This is a genomic window from Candidatus Accumulibacter phosphatis, assembly GCF_000024165.1.
Taxonomy (GTDB): Bacteria; Pseudomonadota; Gammaproteobacteria; order Burkholderiales; family Rhodocyclaceae; genus Accumulibacter; species Accumulibacter phosphatis.
In genome coordinates this window covers 2,725,777-2,744,370 of sequence record NC_013194.1, presented here as the reverse complement: position 1 = coordinate 2,744,370, position 18,594 = coordinate 2,725,777, and the positions used below count along the sequence as shown (strand labels likewise).

18 protein-coding genes are annotated in these 18,594 nt (G+C 62.6%); 5 read left to right on the top strand and 13 right to left on the bottom strand.

Features of this window, described 5'->3' with window-relative positions; genetic code table 11:
* Window positions 1-5 precede the first annotated feature (5 nt).
* The 8 genes from CAP2UW1_RS11930 to CAP2UW1_RS11895 form a co-directional block, all read right to left on the bottom strand.
* The gene (locus tag CAP2UW1_RS11930; protein ID WP_015766863.1) at window positions 6-2,846 is read right to left on the bottom strand and encodes a 2-oxoglutarate dehydrogenase E1 component; all 2,841 of its coding nucleotides are present in this window, start codon (window positions 2,844-2,846) and stop codon (window positions 6-8) included.
* Between the two features lie 112 nt (window positions 2,847-2,958).
* Window positions 2,959-4,251, bottom strand: coding sequence for a citrate synthase (gene gltA, locus CAP2UW1_RS11925; RefSeq protein WP_015766862.1), 1,293 nt, complete (start codon window positions 4,249-4,251; stop codon window positions 2,959-2,961).
* Between the two features lie 69 nt (window positions 4,252-4,320).
* Window positions 4,321-4,575: an FAD assembly factor SdhE gene (locus tag CAP2UW1_RS11920; RefSeq protein WP_015766861.1), complete on the bottom strand. Its 255-nt coding sequence runs from the start codon at window positions 4,573-4,575 to the stop codon at window positions 4,321-4,323.
* The gene (locus CAP2UW1_RS11915; protein ID WP_015766860.1) at window positions 4,575-5,288 is read right to left on the bottom strand and encodes a succinate dehydrogenase iron-sulfur subunit; all 714 of its coding nucleotides are present in this window, start codon (window positions 5,286-5,288) and stop codon (window positions 4,575-4,577) included. The genes CAP2UW1_RS11920 and CAP2UW1_RS11915 overlap by 1 nt, the downstream gene beginning before the upstream one ends.
* Window positions 5,289-5,312: 24 nt before the next feature.
* Window positions 5,313-7,097 carry a succinate dehydrogenase flavoprotein subunit gene (sdhA, locus tag CAP2UW1_RS11910; RefSeq protein WP_015766859.1) on the bottom strand — a complete coding sequence of 595 codons (1,785 nt, stop codon included), beginning with the start codon at window positions 7,095-7,097 and terminating at the stop codon, window positions 5,313-5,315.
* On the bottom strand, window positions 7,098-7,445 hold the full coding sequence (sdhD, locus tag CAP2UW1_RS11905; RefSeq protein ID WP_015766858.1) for a succinate dehydrogenase, hydrophobic membrane anchor protein: 348 nt from the start codon (window positions 7,443-7,445) through the stop codon (window positions 7,098-7,100).
* Window positions 7,439-7,831, bottom strand: a complete 393-nt coding sequence (gene sdhC / locus CAP2UW1_RS11900; RefSeq protein WP_015766857.1) for a succinate dehydrogenase, cytochrome b556 subunit — start codon at window positions 7,829-7,831, stop codon at window positions 7,439-7,441. Before sdhC ends, sdhD begins: the two co-directional genes overlap by 7 nt.
* 119 nt (window positions 7,832-7,950) lie before the next feature.
* Window positions 7,951-8,688 (bottom strand): GntR family transcriptional regulator, encoded by a 738-nt coding sequence (locus CAP2UW1_RS11895; protein ID WP_015766856.1) that lies wholly within the window; start codon window positions 8,686-8,688, stop codon window positions 7,951-7,953.
* A gap of 216 nt (window positions 8,689-8,904) precedes the next feature.
* Between CAP2UW1_RS11895 and CAP2UW1_RS11890 the strand changes: the two genes are divergently transcribed.
* The 3 genes from CAP2UW1_RS11890 (at window position 8,905) to CAP2UW1_RS11880 (ending at window position 11,387) form a co-directional block, all read left to right on the top strand.
* Window positions 8,905-9,891: a malate dehydrogenase gene (locus tag CAP2UW1_RS11890; protein WP_015766855.1), complete on the top strand. Its 987-nt coding sequence runs from the start codon at window positions 8,905-8,907 to the stop codon at window positions 9,889-9,891.
* Window positions 9,892-10,057: 166 nt separating this feature from the next.
* A complete protein-coding gene (locus CAP2UW1_RS11885; RefSeq protein ID WP_412566871.1) occupies window positions 10,058-10,993 on the top strand; it encodes an HpcH/HpaI aldolase/citrate lyase family protein in 936 nt (311 codons plus the stop codon).
* Window positions 10,994-10,997: 4 nt separating this feature from the next.
* Complete coding sequence (locus tag CAP2UW1_RS11880) at window positions 10,998-11,387, top strand: nucleotide pyrophosphohydrolase (RefSeq protein WP_015766853.1); 390 nt, start codon at window positions 10,998-11,000, stop codon at window positions 11,385-11,387.
* Between the two features lie 51 nt (window positions 11,388-11,438).
* On the opposite strand, the gene CAP2UW1_RS11875 is transcribed toward CAP2UW1_RS11880, so the two are convergent.
* Together CAP2UW1_RS11875 and CAP2UW1_RS11870 are read right to left on the bottom strand one after the other, a co-directional pair.
* Window positions 11,439-12,284 carry a 23S rRNA (adenine(2030)-N(6))-methyltransferase RlmJ gene (locus CAP2UW1_RS11875; protein ID WP_015766852.1) on the bottom strand — a complete coding sequence of 282 codons (846 nt, stop codon included), beginning with the start codon at window positions 12,282-12,284 and terminating at the stop codon, window positions 11,439-11,441.
* Between the two features lie 47 nt (window positions 12,285-12,331).
* Complete coding sequence (locus CAP2UW1_RS11870; RefSeq protein WP_015766851.1) at window positions 12,332-13,579, bottom strand: nitronate monooxygenase; 1,248 nt, start codon at window positions 13,577-13,579, stop codon at window positions 12,332-12,334.
* Between the two features lie 235 nt (window positions 13,580-13,814).
* Between CAP2UW1_RS11870 and folE the strand changes: the two genes are divergently transcribed.
* Window positions 13,815-14,459 (top strand): GTP cyclohydrolase I FolE, encoded by a 645-nt coding sequence (folE, locus tag CAP2UW1_RS11865; RefSeq protein WP_041568441.1) that lies wholly within the window; start codon window positions 13,815-13,817, stop codon window positions 14,457-14,459.
* Window positions 14,460-14,565: 106 nt separating this feature from the next.
* Here folE and CAP2UW1_RS11860 read toward each other — a convergent pair whose 3' ends face one another.
* The 3 genes from CAP2UW1_RS11860 to CAP2UW1_RS11850 all read right to left on the bottom strand — a co-directional run bounded on the left by CAP2UW1_RS11860 (window position 14,566) and on the right by CAP2UW1_RS11850 (window position 17,510).
* Window positions 14,566-15,504, bottom strand: a complete 939-nt coding sequence (locus tag CAP2UW1_RS11860) for an AEC family transporter (protein WP_015766849.1) — start codon at window positions 15,502-15,504, stop codon at window positions 14,566-14,568.
* 18 nt (window positions 15,505-15,522) lie between these two features.
* Complete coding sequence (locus tag CAP2UW1_RS11855) at window positions 15,523-16,338, bottom strand: crotonase/enoyl-CoA hydratase family protein (protein ID WP_041568440.1); 816 nt, start codon at window positions 16,336-16,338, stop codon at window positions 15,523-15,525.
* A gap of 617 nt (window positions 16,339-16,955) precedes the next feature.
* Window positions 16,956-17,510, bottom strand: a complete 555-nt coding sequence (locus tag CAP2UW1_RS11850; protein WP_015766847.1) for a DUF4234 domain-containing protein — start codon at window positions 17,508-17,510, stop codon at window positions 16,956-16,958.
* Window positions 17,511-17,862: 352 nt separating this feature from the next.
* On the opposite strand from CAP2UW1_RS11850, the gene CAP2UW1_RS11845 reads away from it, so the two are divergent.
* On the top strand, window positions 17,863-18,555 hold the full coding sequence (locus tag CAP2UW1_RS11845) for an RluA family pseudouridine synthase (RefSeq protein WP_015766846.1): 693 nt from the start codon (window positions 17,863-17,865) through the stop codon (window positions 18,553-18,555).
* Window positions 18,556-18,594 lie beyond the last annotated feature (39 nt).

Sequence of the window (18,594 nt, the reverse complement as noted above, 5' to 3'; positions counted from 1 at the left end):
CCGTTCTAGGCTAGTTTGTAGTACTCGATCTCACCAAGCGCGGAGTCGATCAGAGCCTTTTGTTGCGCATTGTGCTTGCTGTAGTAGCCCACCGCCGGGGAAGCCGAGGCGGGACGGGAAACGAGCAGCAAATGCTGCTTGTCACTGAGCGAGCGCGACAGGTGCTGACGCGAGGCGATCCAGTACCAGGCGCCCTGGTTGCGTGGCTCTTCCTGACACCAGACGACCTCGGTGGCCTTCGGGTACTTCGCCAGTTCCTCCTGGAAAGACTCCTGCGGGAACGGGTAGAACTGTTCGAGCCGGGCGATCGCGATGTGGGCGATCTTCTTCTCGTGTCGCGCGGCGACCAGCTCATAGTACACCTTGCCCGAACAGAACACGACACGCGTAACCTTCTTGGGGTTGATTGGCTCGACTTCACCGATCACGCGCTGGAATTCGCCGTCGCTCAGTTCTTCCAGTGTGGAGGTCGCGTCCTTGTGGCGAAGCAGTGACTTCGGCGAAAAGACGATCAATGGTTTGCGCTGGTTGCGGACCCCCTGCCGACGCAGCATGTGGAAGACCTGCGCCGGTGTCGACGGCTGGCAGACTTCCATGTTCATTTCGGCACACAACTGCATGTAGCGCTCGATCCGCGCCGACGAGTGCTCGGGCCCCTGCCCTTCGTAGCCATGCGGCAGCAGCAGGACGAGCCCGCTGGCACGACCCCACTTGGCTTCGCCAGAAGCGATGAACTGGTCGATGACCACCTGCGCACCGTTGGCGAAGTCGCCGAACTGTGCCTCCCAGACTACCAGTTCGTACGGATTGGCCGAGGTGTAGCCATACTCGAAAGCCAGGACGGCTTCCTCGGAGAGTACGGAGTCGAAGCACTGGAAGCCGCCCTGCCTTTCCTGCAGGTGCTTCAACGGATGATAGGTACCCGAATCCCAGTGCTCGCGGTTCTGATCGTGTAGGGCCGCGTGGCGGTGGAAGAAGGTGCTGCGACCAACGTCTTCGCCGGAAATGCGGACACCGTAACCGGAGACGAGCAGCGACGCATAGGCGAGGTTTTCCGCCATTCCCCAGTCGACGGGGAGTTTTCCTTCGCCCATCTGGCGACGGTCGTCGATGATCTTCTTGACCCGGCTGTGCAGTGTGAAGTTCTCCGGCAACGTCGTGAGCCGCTCGGCCAGGCGCTGCAGTTCGCCGATCGGCACCTTGGTATCGCAGTTCTCGATGTACTGCGGCGAGACGAATGGCGTCCAGTCGATCGTCATGGGGTGCTTGTAGCCGGCGAGAACCGGGTTATAGAGCAGTTCGCCGCGGTCCAGGTGGGCGCGATAATCGGCGATGATCTCCTCCGGACCCTCGACGGCAAGGACGCCTTCGGCGACCAGCTTGTCGGCGTAGAGCTTGCGCGTACCGGGATGCTGCTGAATCTTCTTGTACATCAGCGGTTGCGTGACCATCGGCTCGTCCTGCTCGTTGTGGCCGAGCTTGCGATAGCAGACGATGTCGACCACCACGTCCTTCTTGAAGGTCTTGCGGTACTCGACGGCAATGCTGGTGACCAGCGCCACGGCTTCCGGGTCGTCGCCATTGACGTGGAAGATCGGGGCTTCGGCCATCTTGAAGATGTCAGTGCAGTACAGCGACGAACGATAGTCGCGCGGGTCCGACGTGGTGAATCCGATCTGGTTATTGACGACGATATGCACGGTGCCGCCAACGCCATAGCCACGCGTCTGCCCAAAGTTGAGCATCTCCTGGTTGACGCCCTGGCCAGCGACCGCCGCGTCGCCGTGAATGAGGACAGCCAGCACCTTGTCCTTGCCGTTCTCGCCACGCCGCCGCTGGCGCGAATAGACCGAGCCGACGACCACCGGGTTGACGATTTCAAGGTGCGACGGGTTGAAAGCCAGTGTCAGGTGGCATGGTCCTCCCGGCGTGGACACGTCTGACGAATAGCCCATGTGATACTTGACATCGCCAGCGGTCAGGTCCTGCGCCTTCTTGCCTTCGAACTCGTCGAAGAGCATCGCCGGCTCCTTGCCAAGCGTATTCACGAGCACATTCAGGCGGCCACGATGAGCCATGCCGACAACGATCTCATCGACCCCACCAGCGCCGGCGACGCGAATCAGTTCGTCCATCGAGACGATCAGCGATTCGCCGCCTTCCAGCGAGAAGCGTTTCTGGCCAACGTAGCGCGTATGCAGGTAGCGTTCGAGTGTTTCGGCAGCAGTCAGACGTTCGAGCATCCGCTTCCGCTCGTCGGCCGTGTAGCTTGGCTTCGAGTGGATTCGTTCCAGACGATCCTGAATCCAGCGTTTTTCGGCAACAGTGCTGATGTACATGTACTCGACGCCAATCGAGCCGCAATACGTCGCCTTCAGCGCGTCGTATATCTGGCCGAAGGTCGCGTGGTCGGGCGTACCCTTGAACGAACCGGCGTTGAACACTGTGTTCAGGTCGGCATCGGAGAACCCGTAGTAGGCTGGATCGAGCTGCGGGACATCCGAGCGCGGGGTGCGCTTGAGCGGATCGAGGTTGGCCCAGCGATCGCCGATGAAGCGGTAGGCGGTGATCATCTGCAGGACGCTCACCTGCTTCCTGTCGTCCACCGGTGCCACGGCCGCGGCCCGGTAGCCTCCTTTCCTCGCCTGCTCGGCGAAGGCGTTGATCACCGGCAGATGCGGCACATCACGGGCGACGTAACCCGGCAGTTGCGCCAGCTTGTCGAAGTAGTCGCGCCACTGCTCGGAAACGGAACCGGGATTGTCGAGATAGTTTTCGTACAACTCCTCGACGAAGGGCGCGTTGCCACCAAAGAGGAGGGAGTTACCAAAAAGCTGATTCATCATGGCAGTTACCTGTCGTCACGGTCCTGGTTCGAATCGACAAAACCTGTGGGCCCAAGCGCCACAGAATGAAAAAAGGGCGGCACCTGTCTGCCGCCCTTTGGAGTCCGCCGGCCTATCGCTGGTCGACAGGAATCACATCGCGCCTGGCGGTGCCGATATAGAGCTGACGCGGACGACCAATCTTGTACTCCGGGTCGTTGATCATCTCCTCCCATTGCGTCATCCAGCCGACGGTACGGGCCAACGCGAAGATGCAGGTGAACATCGTGGTCGGGATGCCCAAGGCCTTCTGGACGATCCCGGAATAGAAATCGACGTTCGGGTAGAGCTTCTTCTCGATGAAGTAGTCGTCCTCGAGGGCGATCTTTTCGAGTTCCATCGCCAGTTTGAACAGGCGATCGTTCTCCAGCCCGAGTTCCTGAAGAACCTCGTTGCACACCTTGCGCATCAGCGTGGCACGTGGATCGAAGTTCTTGTACACACGATGGCCGAAGCCCATCAGCTTGAAGTCGTCGTTCTTGTCCTTGGCTCGCGTGATGTACGTGCCGACGCGCGAGACATCGTGGATCTCTTCGAGCATCTGCAGGCAGGCCTCGTTGGCGCCACCATGCGCGGGACCCCACAGACAGGCGATGCCCGCCGAGATACAGGCGTAGGGATTGGCGCCGGACGAACCCGACAGACGCACCGTCGAGGTCGACGCGTTCTGCTCATGATCGGCATGCAGCGTGAAGATGGTGTCCAGGGCATGCACCAGCACCGGATTCGGCTTGTACTCCTCACACGGCGTGCCGAACATCATGTGCATGAAGTTGGCCGTGTAGTCGAGATCGTTGCGCGGGTAGATGAACGGCTCGCCGCGGTGGTACTTGTAGGCCATGGCGACGATCGTCGGCAGCTTGGCGACGATGCGGTTGAAACTGATGTTCTGGTGCTCGAGGTCCGAAAAGTCCTCGGCCTCATGGTAGAACGCCGAGAGGGCGCCGACCACACCCACCAGCACGGCCATCGGGTGCGCGTCGCGACGAAAGCCCTGGTAGAACTTCACCAGTTGCTCGTGCACCATCGTGTGATCCTTGATGTTCCGCTCGAACTTCACCTTCTGGGTGGGAGTCGGCAATTCACCATGCCACAACAGGTAGGCTACCTCGAGGAAGTTGCACTGCTCGGCCAGTTGCTCGATCGGATAGCCACGATAAAGCAGTTCGCCCTTGTCACCGTCAATGAACGTGACCGTCGACCGGCAACTCGCGGTCGACAGGTAGCCGGAGTCGTAAGTGAATAGACCGGTCTTGGCGCCCAGGGTGCGAATGTCGATGCAATCATTGCCATGTGTCGGCGTCATGATTGGAAACTCGACAGGGGCCTTCCCTTCGATGATGAGAGTTGCTTTACGTTCCGTCATTGTTTTATCCCCGTTCAGGTAGTGAGGTCACAGCTGCGAACAGGAGGCCGCCAGATTATGGCAGCTTCCTTACTTAACTCTTACGTCGCGCAACAGCGCAAGGACTTCGGCCTGCACCGGGTCGGAAGATTCCCGGCTACCGTTCACCAGCGGCCACAGCTCAAGATCCTCCATGTCGGCCAGGATAACAAAGGCGTCTGCCTGCGGGGGAGTCAAGCTCGGATAAAGCCGATCGAGGAACTCCCCCAACAGCAGGTCCATTTCCAGCATGGCGCGGCGAGTACAGCGCCAGCGCAGGCGGTTGAGTTTTTCTCTTTCCTCCATCAGATCGCGCGACGGACCATCATCTCTTTGATCTTACCGATCGCCCGGGTTGGGTTCAGACCCTTCGGACAGACATCGACGCAATTCATGATGCTATGACAGCGGAACAGACGATAGGGGTCCTCGAGATCGTCGAGACGTTCGTTGGTGGCCTCGTCACGCGTGTCGGCAATGAAACGGTAAGCGTTCAGGAGACCGGCCGGACCGACGAACTTGTCCGGATTCCACCAGAACGAGGGGCACGAGGTCGAGCAGCAGGCACACAGAATGCACTCGTAGAGGCCGTTGAGTTCCTCGCGCTCCTCGGGCGACTGCAGTCGCTCGCGGTCGGGACGCGGCCCCTCGTTGATCAGGTAAGGCTTGATCGAATGGTACTGCTTGAAGAACTGGGTCATGTCGACGATCAGATCGCGGATCACCGGCAGGCCAGGCAGCGGTCGCAGCACGACCGGCTGCTTGAGGTCCTTGATCTCGGTGAGACAGGCAAGCCCGTTCTTGCCGTTGATGTTCATCGCATCCGATCCGCAGATGCCTTCGCGGCACGATCGGCGATAAGCCAGCGAATCGTCCTTCGCCTTGAGCCGCGTGAGTATGTCAAGCAACTTGCGATCGATCGCAAAATCGACTTCGACCGAAATGTCCTGCATGTAGGGCGCGTTGTCCTTGTCGGGATCGTAGCGATAGATCTTGAACTGCATGGTACTGGTGGTCATGTTCATTGACTCCTTAACGCACGATCAGTAAGAGCGCGTCTTCAACGCGATGGTTTCAACGGACAGCGGGGTCATGATGACCGGCTTGTAGCTCAGAGCGCTGCCCTCGCGGTGCCACAACGTGTGCTTGTGCCAGCCAACGTCGTCGCGGCCATTCGGATTGGCCGCCGTGTCCGGCGCGTCGTCGCGCACGTGGGCGCCGCGCGACTCCTTGCGCGCCTCGGCAGAAACCATCGTCGCCTTGGCGACTTCGATCAGGTTGTCGAGCTCAAGAGCTTCGACGCGCGCCGTGTTCCAGACCTGCGACTTGTCCTTGATCTCGGTCCTGGCGACCGCCTTCTCGATCTCGACGATCTTCGCAACGCCTTCGATCAGCATGTCCTTGAAGCGGAAGACGCCACAGTGCTTCTGCATCGTCCGCTGCAGCTCGAGACGGGTCTCGTTGACGTTGGCGCCGCCGGTCTGCGTATTCAGTCGGTTCAGACGTGCCAGCGTGAAATCGGCGAAGTTCGCCGGCAGTTCCTTGAGCCCGATCGTGCCCGACTTCACATCCTCGATGACCGAATCGCCCGAGGCCTTACCAAAAACCAGCAGGTCAAGCAGCGAGTTGGTCCCCAAACGATTGGCACCGTGCACCGACGCGCAGGCGACTTCGCCAGCGGCATAGAAGCCGCGGATCGGAGTGCCGTCGTCAGCGACGACCTGACCCTTGTAGTTGGTCGGCACACCGCCCATCTGGTAGTGACAGGTCGGCACCACCGGAATCGGCGCCTTGATCGGATCGATACCGGCGAACTGGATCGAGATCTCGCGGATTCCCGGCAGGCGCTTCATGATCGTTGCCGGATCGAGGTGGGTGATGTCGAGGAGGACGAAGTCCTTGTTGGGCCCGCAACCGCGGCCCTCGTTGATCTCGGTGACCATCGCCCGGGAAACGACGTCGCGCGACGCCAAATCCTTGGCGTTCGGCGCATAACGCTCCATGAAGCGTTCATTGGTCGAGTTGCGCAGAATGCCGCCTTCACCCCGCACGCCTTCGGTGATCAACACCCCGGCGCCGGCCACACCGGTCGGGTGGAACTGCCAGAACTCCATGTCCTCGAGCGGGATGCCGGCGCGTGCCGCCATCCCGAGACCGTCACCCGTATTGATGAAGGCATTGGTCGACGAATAGAAGATACGGCCGGCACCACCGGTGGCGAAGACGGTCGCCTTGCTGTGAAAGGCGACGACTTCACCGGTCTCCATTTCCAGGGCGATCACCCCAAGCACCTGGCCGCTGTCGTCGCGGATCAGGTCGAGCGCCATCCACTCGACGAAGAACTGCGTGTTGGCGCGTACGTTGCGCTGGTAGAGGGCGTGCAGCATGGCGTGGCCGGTACGGTCGGCCGCGGCACAGGCTCGACGAACCGGTTTCTCGCCGAAGTTCGACATGTGCCCGCCAAACGGACGCTGGTAGATCTTGCCTTCGTCGGTACGGTCGAAAGGCATGCCGAAATGCTCCAGTTCGACGACGACCTCGGGGGCCTTGCGACACATGTATTCGATCGCGTCCTGGTCGCCGAGCCAGTCGGAACCCTTGACCGTGTCGTACATGTGCCAATGCCAGTGGTCCTCCTCGGAGTTACCGAGCGAGGCAGACACGCCCCCCTGCGCGGCGACGGTATGCGACCGGGTGGGAAAGACTTTCGACAGCACAGCCGTCTTCAGACCCGCCTCGGACAACTGGATCGCTGCCCGCAGGCCGGAGCCGCCGGCGCCAACAATGACTGCATCGAACTTGCGTACTGGAATGGTTAGTTTGCTCACTTACATTCTCCACAGAATCTGAACTGCCCAGCCGGCGTAACCGACCAGCACCGCAACCGTCACAATCATCATCAGCAGGCGCAGGCCAGCCGGCTTGATGTAGTCCATCCAGATGTCGCGAACACCGATCCAGGCGTGGTAGAAGACGCTGATAAAAAACAGGAAGGTGGCGAACTTCATGAAACCATTGGCGAAAATACCACGCCACGCCTCGAAGGAATCGGGCGCGACAGCGCCTGCGACGACCAGGAAGATGACCGTGTAAATCGCCATGATGATGGCGGTGGCCCGCTGGATGATCCAGTCCTTGAGCCCATAGTGGGCCCCGACGAGAATACGATTTACCATAGCACTTTGGCTCCGATGATCAGGGTCAGGGCGATGCTGACCGCGAAAACGATCTTGCTCGACAAGCGCGCCGCCTCGAGTTCAATCCCCTTGTGCAGATCAAGCAGCAGGTAGCGAATGCCGGCGCAGAAGTGGTGCATGTAGAACCAGATCAGGCCGAGCAGGACGATCTTGGCTACCGGATGCCCGACCACGCCCTTGACGGCGGCGAAGGTCTCGCTGGAAGCCAGGCTGCCCTGGAACAGCCATAGCAGCACCGGTAGCATCAGGAAAAGCCCTGCCCCGCTGACCCGGTGGAGGATTGATAGGATACCCGGAAGGGGTAGCCTGATAGTCGGCAAGTCCAAGTTCTTTGGACGCCTTTTCTTGATTGCCATCTCTGCCATGAACGTCATCCCTCATGTGTAATGCGGCCGAATCCGTGCCGCCCGACCCCTGCAAAACCACGCTCGATTATAAACCATCCGAGCGCCCCTGACTTCCTTGCCCAGCGTCTTCCGACACTTCACCCTAGCTGATTGTGATAATGATAGTTGCGTGTCGAGTAATAGCCCCGGCGCCATTCCACCGGCTTGTTGCCATAGGTGAAGGTCACTCGCTCGACGAGCAGCAAGGGACTTCCCTCGGCGATCTGCAGCAGTTCGGAACTCACCCGGTCGGCGGAAATGGCTCGCAGGCGTTCGTCCGCGCGGATCATGCGTACGCCATAGCGGGTTTCGAAAAGGCTGTACAGCGACTCGCCCGAGCGCAGGATCTCCAGCGACAGATCGGGAAAGAGTTCGCTCGGCAAATAGATTTCGTCGAAAACCACCGGCTCTTCGCCGAGTTTCAACAGCCGTCGCAGAATGATGATCGCCGCGCCGGGCTCGAGGGCGAGTGTTCTCGCAACATCGGCGCCGGCCTTCGCCCGCCAGCATTCCAGAGGAATGCTCTGGGTGAGGCGGCTCTCGCCGTCGTTCGGAACCAGGCGCAGGAAGCGAAAATAGGAACCCGGATCCTTGTGGGTAGCGACAAAGGTGCCTTTGCCCTGCTGGCGAACCAGGAGATTCTCGGCAGCCATCTCGTCGATGGCCTTGCGTACCGTTCCCTGACTCACGCCGAACCGACTGGCCAGCTCCGACTCGCTCGGGATCGGGTCACCGGGACCCCATTCGCCGGACGCCAGATGGCGCATGATCAAATCCTTGATCTGCCGGTACAGCGGACTGAAGGTCGGAGAATGCAATGACGAAGACCGGTTCATGGAGCGTCATTTCAGCACAGTTTCGCGTCGGCGTCCATCCTGTATCCCCAAAAAAATATCATATATAAGACATAAGATACATTTGACACTTCCCGCCGTTAGCTCGTATCATTCTGGCGGTTTGCTGCCCCCTCCGAGCACGGCTTGCGGGGCGTTACCAATGGCTTTCCGCCCCTTTTTTGCTCAACACCAACCACTAACGACAGGAGCCGCATCATGTCCAAAGCCCCCATGCGCGTCGCGGTGACCGGCGCCGCCGGTCAAATCGGTTACAGCCTGCTTTTCCGGATCGCCTCCGGTGAAATGCTCGGCCGCGACCAGCCGGTCATCCTCCAGTTGCTCGACCTGCCGCAAGCCCAGAAGGCCTGCCAGGGCGTCATGATGGAACTCGAAGACTGCGCCTTCCCGCTGCTCGCCGGCATGTTCGCCACCGACGATCCGAACCTCGCCTTCAAGGGTGCCGATGTCTGCCTGCTGGTCGGCGCGCGTCCGCGCGGTCCCGGCATGGAGCGGGCCGACCTGCTGACCGCCAACGGCGCCATCTTTACCGTTCAGGGCAAGGCGATTGCCGAGAATGCCAGCGAAAACGTCCGCGTTCTCGTCGTTGGCAACCCCTGCAACACGAACGCGCTGATTGCCGGCTCGGCGGCGAAGAAGGTCGGCCGCACCAACCCCGCCAACTACCACGGCATGCTGCGCCTGGATCACAACCGCGCACTGTCGCAACTCGCCAACAAGACCGGTCGCCCGGTCGCCAGCTTCAAGCAGCTCGTCGTCTGGGGCAACCACTCGCCGACGATGTACGCCGACTACCGCAACTGCACGTCGAACGGCGACAACGTCAAGGCGCTGATCAATGATGCCGTCTGGAACAACGACGTCTTCCTGCCGACCGTCGGCAAGCGCGGCGCCGCGATCATCGATGCGCGCGGCCTTTCGTCCGCCGCTTCCGCCGCCAACGCCGCCATCGACCACATGCGCGACTGGGTTCTCGGTTCCGACGAATGGGTCACCATGGGCGTTCCCTCCGACGGTTCCTACGGCATCCCGGCCGGCATCGTTTTCGGCTTCCCCTGCGAGTGCAAGGGCGGCTCGTTCAAGATCATCCAGGGGATCGAGATCGACGACTACTCGCGCGACAAGATGAACAAGACGCTCAAGGAGTTGACCGACGAGCAGGACGCCGTCAAGCACATGCTGTAGTCGGCCCCGCCGACGTTTCGCGAGCCGCGGCCTGCCCGCGGCTTTTTCTTGCCGGTCAGCGACGCCGGGCCGGCAGTAGAATGTCGCCTTCCCGTAAACCCCCGCCATGGAGAATCCCGTGCGCCATCCCAGTCAGGTCCTGTTCGCAGGCGAGAAACCGTTTCCCATGATGCCCGCGGTAGACCACTATGCGGGCTCCGAAAAACTCATCAGCAAGGCGCTCCAGTTGCAAGCCGAGCTGGGCCCGATCTTCGACATCACCTGTGACTGCGAAGATGGCGCGCCGGCAGGCGCCGACCGGCAGCACGCCGAGATGGTCGCCGACTTCGTGATGTCCGACGCCAATCGGCACGGGCGCGTCGGTGCGCGCATCCACGACATCGCGCATCCGGCCTGGCAACAGGACATCGAGATCATCGTCGGGCGCGCCGGCCAGCGATTGGCCTTCGTGACGCTGCCCAAGGTCAGTGGCAGCGACGACGTGCGGGTCCAGCTGCGCGAACTGCGCCGCGCCAGCGTGGCCGCCGGACTCACTCGCTCCATCCCGGTACATGTCCTGATCGAGACCCACGGCGCCTTGCGTGCGGTATGGGAAATAGCCGCCATGCCGGAGGTCGAATCGCTCGATTTCGGACTCATGGATTTCGTCAGCGGCCACCACGGCGCCATCCCGGGCTCGGCCATGCTCAGCCCGGGACAGTTCGAGCACCCGCTGGTTGTCCGCGCAAAATGTGAAATCGCCGCCGCGGCGCTTGCCAACGGCGTCGTGCCGTCGCACAACGTCACGACCGAACTCAGGGATCTCGACGTCATCCGCCGCAACGCCGAGCGGGCACGCAATGAATTCGGCTTCCTGCGCATGTGGAGCATTCATCCGAAGCAGATCCTGCCGATCGTCGAAGCCATGCGTCCCGATTTTTCCGAGGTCGAGGCGGCCAGCGCAATCCTCATCGCCGCCCAGGACTGCGACTGGGGACCGATCCAGTACCACGGGCAACTGCACGATCGCGCCTCCTACCGCTACTACTGGGAACTTCTCGCGCGCGCGCAGGCTACCGGCATGCCGCTTGGCGACACGGCCCAGACACGTTTCTTCGCCTGATGCGATGAGCCTGCTTGCCGATCTCACCGCGCAGGTGCTCGCCTTTCGTGACGAGCGCGACTGGGCTCAATTCCACACCTTGCGCAACCTGATCGTCTCCTTGAATCTCGAGGCTGGCGAACTGCTCGAACTGACGCAGTGGAAGAACGATACGGAGATGGAGATGGAGATGGCGGCGCTGGCCAGCAACGCCGAGGCGCATGCGGCCTTGTGCGACGAATGCGCCGACGTCCTGATCTACCTGCTGCTGATTGCCGACAGGGCCGGCATCGACCTGGAAGCCGCAGCGCGCGCGAAACTGGCTAGAAATGCCGAACGATACCCGGTCGAGACGAGCTACGGATCGAGCCGGAAGTATTCAGCCACCGCCGACGGCAAGCGGCACGGGCCCTGAATCGGCGGACGACGCGACAGCGACGGCCGTGCCGTCCGAATCACGCGCCTTTCAGGGCTCCTGGCTCTCGAGACTGAAGCCGGCGCCCTCGTCGACGCCGAGAGCCTGCACCAGGAAAGGCATCACTTCCTGCAGCGTCGCCAGCAGGGTCCATGCGGGATTGATCACGAACAGGCCGCTACCGTGCATGCCAAATCCGTCAGCCGCTGGTTTCCTGACCTGCAGAGTGACGTGCAGCCAGCTCTTCGCCGGCAGGCGCTTCAGGCGCTGCGGCAGTTCGTGCGCTTCGAGCCGGGTCAACCGGGGGTACCAGAGCAGGTAGGTGCCGCCCGGGAAACGCGCCAGGCTATCCTTCAGCGCCAGGACGACCCGTTCGTAGTCGCGCTTCTCCTCATACGCCGGGTCGATCAGCACCAGCGCGCGTCGGGGTGGCGGCGGCAGCAGCGCCTTGAGCGCGGAAAAACCATCGGCCGCCTCGACGATCACCTGCCTGGCATGCGCGGCGAAGTTCTCGCGCAGGCGCAGCACGTCCCGGCTGTGCAGTTCGTACAAGCGCAGCCGATCGTCCGCACGCAGCGTTTCCAGCGCCAGTGCAGGCGAACCCGGGTAAATCTGCAGGCGGCCGTCCGGATTGAAGCGACGCACCAGCTCGACATACTCCTCCACCGCTGCCGGCAGATCGCGACGCTGCCACAGACGGCCGATGCCCTCGCGATGCTCGGCCAGCTTGCTGGCCTGCGCCGAATCCAGCGCATAGCGACCAGCGCCGGCGTGCGTGTCGATGAACCAGAAGGGCTTGTCCTTCTGACCCAGGTAGCGCGTCAACTGCACGAGCAGCACATGCTTGATGACGTCGGCGTGGTTGCCGGCGTGGAAGCCATGACGATAACTGAGCATCGGCTAGGGCCTCGTGCAGCGCGCGGCAGTGCCCGGCGGCAAGCGCGCTAGCCCGGTGGCGGCAGTATCTTGCCGTCGGTGCTGAACTGGTAGTCGTGAAAGATGTGCTCGGCATTCAGCAACTGCCAGCTACCGTCGGGCAGGCGCCGCGACGTATCCTTGAGACGATAGGCGTAATGGCCGCAGGTCCAGCAGTCGAAATTGCGCATCTGCGTGCACAGGCAGGTCTTGTCCTTGACCGAGATTCGCTTGACGCCGGGATGGGCCGCGACCTCGCGATTGTAGGCCGTGATGTAGGAACAGCTGCCGTTGCTGTCCAGCAGATAACCGTAGGCCTCGCAGTTCGGACGAATACCGTCGCCGATCGCCGGGCTACTGCTGAGCATGCGCATCGGGTAGCCGGTCGGCGAAATCTGGTTCACCTCGATCTCGTCTTCGGTCGCCGCGAAGTAGTGCTGCTTGACGTCCTGAGGCAGACCGCACTCGCGCGACACGGTGAAGCGCGTCGCCACCTGCACGGCGCCCGCTCCCTGCTCCAGGAAGGATACCGCGTCGCTGCCCGTGAAGATCCCGCCGGCGGGAATCAGCGGAATGGCGAGTTGCTCGGCGGTCAGGTAACGGTGGATCTCGCCGAAGATGGTCGCCAGGTCATACTGCTGCCAATCCATGCCGAAACCGAGGTGTCCCCCGGCCAGCGGGCCTTCCACCACGACGTAATCGGGCAGGCGATTGCAGCGCGCCGTCTTGCGCAGGAAGAGTTGCAGCGCACGCAGTGACGAAACGATGATGCCCAGCTTGGCGTCGCGGAAGCGCGGATGGTCCTCGATCAGGGCGAACGAGCCGAGGTGTAGACCGGCAGCCAGCGTGATGCCATCGATCCCGGCATCGAGCGCCGCCGACATGCGTACGCGCAGCGTTTCGCGCGGCGCGTTCATGGTCAGTTTTTCCATGCAGTTGACGAAGATCAGGCCTTCGCCGCGTTTCGCCTCCATCGTCCGACCGACGTGCATCGCCGTCGCCTCGGCGAGTTGCCCGAGATCGAAGCGAACCATCGACTTGTCGGTATTGGCGACGTTGAACTTGTATTGCCTGAGCTTGTCCTTGACGAACTTGGCGTTGAAACGCCGGTCGGCAACGGTATTCACCATGGCATCGGAGATGTGTCCGACGCCGCCGAGCCGAGCCGCCTCGAGCGCCAACTCGGCGGTCGAGATATCGACGCCCATGCCGCCGATCACGATCGGCACCAGTTCCTTCTTGCCGAACTGCAGGCGGAAATCATCAACGCGCTTCATTCATGTCCTTCCCGACCCGAGCAAGCGCCCTCAGCTTGCCCGAAAGGTGATCACCGCGATCCCCGAGTCCGGCATTATCGCTCATCACACGCGCGCATGGCTTGCCACGTGCAAGGAAATCGCGATACGCCGGGGCATTCTCGAGTATCCCTGCGCAACCGGCGCGTAGCGGTACGGCCCCTCCGCAGGCACGTGTATCATGAAGAACCCCGACGCCGTCATCTGGAATCCTGTCATGTCCGACTGCAGCCGCCACGAACCCCCTGCCCCCCGGCAAGGCGACATCGGCATCCCGCGCCGACGCGCTTTCGACGCGGCCGCCTTCGAGCAAGCCATTGGCGATCTGCTCGCCGCCTGCGGCGTGGCGCCCGATGCCGCGCACATGGGGCGGACGCCGCAACGCGTCCGCGAACTCTGGCAAAGCCGCCTGCTCGGCGGCTACGACCTTGACCCGGCCGCCGCGCTCGGCGATGGCTTCGCCGACCACCGCGGCGACATGGTCGTCGTCCGCGGCATCGCCGTACACGGTGTCTGCCCGCACCATCTGGTCCCTTTTCGCGGCCTCGCCCACGTCGCCTACCTGCCCGGCGGCCGGCTGCACGGCTTCGGCCGGATCGCCCGCCTGGTCGATGCCGTCGGCCACCGCTTCACCTACCAGGAATGGATGACGCGCGATATCGCCGAAGCGCTCATGCAACATGGCAAGGCACGCGGTGCCGCCTGCGTCGTCGAGGCCGAGCAGTTGTGTCTCCTGCTCGGCGAAGACCGCCGCGGCGACGAGCGAGTGATCACCCAGTCCTTCGTCGGCGAGTTCGAGTCGTCGCCGCAGTGGCGCAACGAATTCCTGCGCGCCATCGCCGGCGGCCGTCGCGGAGACTGAGTGCCAACCGATCAGCCGTAGGTTGGGTTAGCCCGCAGGGCGTAACCCAACGCCCTGCCCTGATGACGCCGAACGGTCTCCAAACCCTGACCACCCCGCCCGCAAGTCAAGCCCCCGTCAGTGCCATCGCCAACGGCGTCGTCAGCGCCGCCAGCGCCGTCGACAGCACCAGACTGCTCGCCACCGGCGCCTCGAGGGTGTTGAACTGGCGGGACATCAGGTAGACGTTGACGCCGACCGCCAGCGACGCCAGCAGAACGACGACCCGCGTTTCCATCGGCGGCAGGCCGATCAGACGCGCCAGCAGCCAGACGACCAGCGGCTGGACGATCAGCTTCATCAGCGTGATGGCGACGCTGATCCGCCAGCCGTCACGCACCCCGTATTCGGCGAGTCCCATGCCGAGAGCAACCAGCGCCATCGGCGCCGCCGCCTGGCCGACCATGGCCAGCGGCAGCGCGACGAGAGCGGGCAGCGGCGCGCCGGTCAGGCCGAACAGCGTTCCCGCGAGGATGGCGGCAACGATCGGATTGGTCAGCACGCCGCGTGCCGTCTGGGCGAAACCCTGCAGCGAGAAGCTGCCATGCTGCGCCCACTCGATCGACACCGTCAGCAGCGTCCACAGGATCAGCGCGTTGAAGACCAGCACCAGCGCCACCGACGGAACCGCCGCATCGCCGAGGGCGATCTTCGCCAGCGGCAGACCGAGCAGCACGTTGTTCGAGAACACCCCGCCCAGGGCAAAGACCGATTGCCCGACGCCGTCCAGCGCAAACACCTTCCAGGCGAGCAGACGGCCAAGCACGAAGACGATCAGGCAGCCACCGAAGAAGGCGATCAACAGCCGTGCATCGACCGGCGGCAGCTGCGAAAAGTCGCTCATCAGGCGAAACAGCATCGCCGGCAGGGCGACCGAGAAGACGAAGCGCGACAGGTTGTCGGACATCGCCTGCGGCCAGGCGAATCCGCGCATCAACACATAGCCGACGAGCACCAGGACGAAGAGCGGCGCGGCCAGTTCAACGTGGTGAACAAATGTCTCCATACCGGCCGGCAACGCCGGTCAGTCGAGGAAGCGTGGCGGACGCTGCTCGCGCATCGCCGCCAGCGTTTCGTCAAGGTCTGCGGACATCAGCATCGCCGCGTTCCAGGTGGCGATGTAGTTGAGCCCATCGGCCACCGAATGATCGCGGCCGTAGTTGAGCATTTCCTTGGTGCCGCGGATGGCCAGCGGCGATTTCGCGGCGATGCGGCGCGCGATCGTGCGAACCCCATCGAGCAGCGCCTCGGGGGTCGCGTAGACCTGATTGACGAGCCCGATCACCTTCGCCTCGGCGCCATCGACGCTGCGGCCGGTGTAGGCCAGTTCGCGCGCAAGGCCATCCGGGATGAGCCGCGGCAGACGCTGCAAGGTGCCGACGTCGGCGGTCATCCCGACATCGATCTCGCGCACCGAGAACTGCACCTCAGCCGCTGCGTAGCGCATGTCGCAGCAAGTCACCAGATCGATCGCGCCACCGATGCAGGCACCCTGAATCGCCGCCAGTACCGGCTTGCGGCAACGCTCGACCGTCGACAGGCAATCCTGGAGATCGAGGATCAGCCGGCGCAGTGCCTCGCGGCTGCGTGCCGGGTCGCGATGCGCGACCGCCTGGCCGACCCCCGCCAGCATCGCCAGATCGATACCGGCACAGAAGTTCCGCCCGCCGCCGCTGAGAATCGCGACGCGCGCCTCGGCTGTCGCGTCCGCCCAGTTGAACGCCGTGCGCAGTTCCTGCCACATCGCTTCGTTCATCGCGTTCGAACGCTCGGGACGATTCAGCCGGATCTCGGCGATACCTTCCGCGAGTTCGATGGCGATAGTCGTCAAGGGGGGAATGGTGATACTCATCCGATGTTCTCCTCAGTAACTGTGCCGGCACGCTGACGCAGTCGGGTTGGCTGTCTGGTTCGCAGTTCAGGGGATTCCGGGCGCTGTGCTGACCAGTACGCGAGAATGCCACAAGGTCACCACCGCCCCAAGCCTTGGTCAATCTGCGTCACGCTTTGTCCGCAGCGCTGCGAACCGTTCGCGAAGGCAACGCGCCAGCATGACTCACCGACGGTTGGCTATAGGCGCGCCTCGCACAGCCCCCAACCCTGTTCGGCGACACCACGCTTTACCTTCGCTCGATCAACAGTTGTCGCTTCGCACCTGTCGTACGACTCTCAATCAGCTTGCACGACACATCTTTACGCTCGCCAGTGGATGTCACAAACTCTCCCCTCAAGGTGCGTACGCCTGTGAAGAGCCCAGCCCCCCTCCTGCCGGACGAACAACGATCTCGACGACCTGGTCAGCGCCAAGTTGGTCATACCATAGGCACGGAAGTGGTCCCGCAGTCCTGGAGCGACAAGAGCTGATGGCTTGGCGGCAAAGCAGTCCGTCAGGTTTTCGCAAACTGACGGGCCATCTCTCGCTGCCGGCCAGGTGCCACTCCAGGAAACGCTCAAGAATCAGGTTGGCGTAACGAACGTGCCAACAACGGCCAGCGGGACCAAGATCAAGCCACAGACGACGAGAACCCAATTCCAGAAAGTGAAGCGGCTGTTCGGATCATGGCCAGGACTGACCGCCTCGTTGATTTGGTTGGCGCGGCTTTGCACAGGAACGAGGAAGGCAACGGCCAATAGCGCAGCCAGCCCGTACCCCCCAGGAAGCCGGTTTAGCAACGTGGTGAGAATCCAGCCCACCGCGAGCGGGCCAGCGGCCAGTCTTGACTTTGCCAATGCGGGGGTTGCGAAGTCGCCAATTCGGGCAAGACACTGGTAGCAGAAGAACACCGCGAAGACCGCACGTAGTGCCGGCGATATGGTGCTACCCTCCCGGTCCTTGATCAGCTGCCAGTTCTTGTAGAACCAATAGAGCTCGTAGATGCCGAACGTGCAGATAGACAAGACGACCAACTTCAGCAAAGAGACTGCGAAGAACGGCGGCTTTGAACTCAGCACTTGAGCCGAACCAACATCCGCGACAATTGCGCTCGGCGGTGCAAAAGGGTTACCTGTCATGCGAATGGCCTGAAGATGATCCGATGGACAGCGTGCTTACCTGCCGCACCAGGAGCGTCGAAACGGGCGTTGGCGAGTTGGCCCAGACGGCCGGCTTCTTGGACCAAGTTCCAATGATCCCAGTAGAGGTATTGTAGGTGAAGATCGCTGGATGTCAAATCATTCGACATATGCGAGATGCTGTCCCCGAGCAACTGTCACCGGCCAGCCGCACTATGCGTCACCGGCTAGGACAGCGATAATACTCGCCAACGCACTCGCGTTGGCCGATCGATTCGATCGGCTGCGGCGCCAGGACTTGGCCCTGTAATTTTCGCCAGCGATAGAATTCGCCGCTAAACCCTCTGTCACCGTGACCCGTCAAGACGCGTCATTCCTCCCTGCCTTTGAGCATGCGACCCCAAGGAACGCGGGGCAAGGCGTCGTCTACAGCGACGCCGCCCTGCTGTTGGTGAACAAGCCCGCGGGACTGCTCTCGGTTCCCGGCCGTGGCGAGGACAAGCAGGACTGCCTCGCCCGACGCGTGCAGGCAGAATACCCGGATGCGCTGATCGTCCATCGCCTGGACATGGCCACCTCGGGCCTGCTCGTCCTGGCACGCGGCAAGGCGATGCAGCGACGGCTGAGCACACAGTTCGCCAACCGTCAGGTCGACAAGCGGTATGTAGCGGTCGTCAATGGATTGCCGCCGCTGGCCAGCGGCGAAATCGACCTGCCGCTCGCTGCCGACTGGCCCAATCGCCCGCGCCAGAAAGTCGACCGGCTGGCCGGCAAACCTTCCCGGACGCGTTACCAGGTGCTGAGCCATGATCCGTTCGCCAACACCACGCGCCTGGCGCTGTGGCCGGATACGGGCCGCACCCACCAGTTGCGCGTGCACCTGCTGGCGATCGGTCACCCCATCGTCGGCGACGGACTCTACGCCGAGGCTGGCGGTGCCGCCTGCGGTGCCGACGCACGCTTGCTGCTGCACGCCGAGTCCCTGGCCTTCGCGCACCCCGAAACGGCCCGGCCGATGGCGTTCTGCTGCCCGGCGCCGTTCTAGCGAGTACAGCTTCGCACGCGTGCCCAAGCGCGCGGCTCG

What these genes read in the sequence shown, in the direction of transcription:
- sdhD (WP_015766858.1), bottom strand. Translation starts at nt 7,445, where the DNA reads ATGGTAAATCGTATTCTCGTCGGGGCCCACTATGGGCTCAAGGACTGG.
- CAP2UW1_RS11915 (WP_015766860.1), bottom strand. Translation starts at nt 5,288, where the DNA reads ATGACCACCAGTACCATGCAGTTCAAGATCTATCGCTACGATCCCGAC.
- CAP2UW1_RS11895 (WP_015766856.1), bottom strand. Translation starts at nt 8,688, where the DNA reads ATGAACCGGTCTTCGTCATTGCATTCTCCGACCTTCAGTCCGCTGTAC.
- gltA (WP_015766862.1), bottom strand. Translation starts at nt 4,251, where the DNA reads ATGACGGAACGTAAAGCAACTCTCATCATCGAAGGGAAGGCCCCTGTC.
- CAP2UW1_RS11890 (WP_015766855.1), top strand. Translation starts at nt 8,905, where the DNA reads ATGTCCAAAGCCCCCATGCGCGTCGCGGTGACCGGCGCCGCCGGTCAA.
- CAP2UW1_RS11880 (WP_015766853.1), top strand. Translation starts at nt 10,998, where the DNA reads ATGAGCCTGCTTGCCGATCTCACCGCGCAGGTGCTCGCCTTTCGTGAC.
- CAP2UW1_RS11870 (WP_015766851.1), bottom strand. Translation starts at nt 13,579, where the DNA reads ATGAAGCGCGTTGATGATTTCCGCCTGCAGTTCGGCAAGAAGGAACTG.
- CAP2UW1_RS11875 (WP_015766852.1), bottom strand. Translation starts at nt 12,284, where the DNA reads ATGCTCAGTTATCGTCATGGCTTCCACGCCGGCAACCACGCCGACGTC.
- CAP2UW1_RS11860 (WP_015766849.1), bottom strand. Translation starts at nt 15,504, where the DNA reads ATGGAGACATTTGTTCACCACGTTGAACTGGCCGCGCCGCTCTTCGTC.
- CAP2UW1_RS11885 (WP_412566871.1), top strand. Translation starts at nt 10,058, where the DNA reads ATGATGCCCGCGGTAGACCACTATGCGGGCTCCGAAAAACTCATCAGC.
- CAP2UW1_RS11920 (WP_015766861.1), bottom strand. Translation starts at nt 4,575, where the DNA reads ATGGAGGAAAGAGAAAAACTCAACCGCCTGCGCTGGCGCTGTACTCGC.
- CAP2UW1_RS11850 (WP_015766847.1), bottom strand. Translation starts at nt 17,510, where the DNA reads ATGACAGGTAACCCTTTTGCACCGCCGAGCGCAATTGTCGCGGATGTT.
- sdhC (WP_015766857.1), bottom strand. Translation starts at nt 7,831, where the DNA reads ATGGCAGAGATGGCAATCAAGAAAAGGCGTCCAAAGAACTTGGACTTG.
- CAP2UW1_RS11930 (WP_015766863.1), bottom strand. Translation starts at nt 2,846, where the DNA reads ATGATGAATCAGCTTTTTGGTAACTCCCTCCTCTTTGGTGGCAACGCG.
- folE (WP_041568441.1), top strand. Translation starts at nt 13,815, where the DNA reads ATGTCCGACTGCAGCCGCCACGAACCCCCTGCCCCCCGGCAAGGCGAC.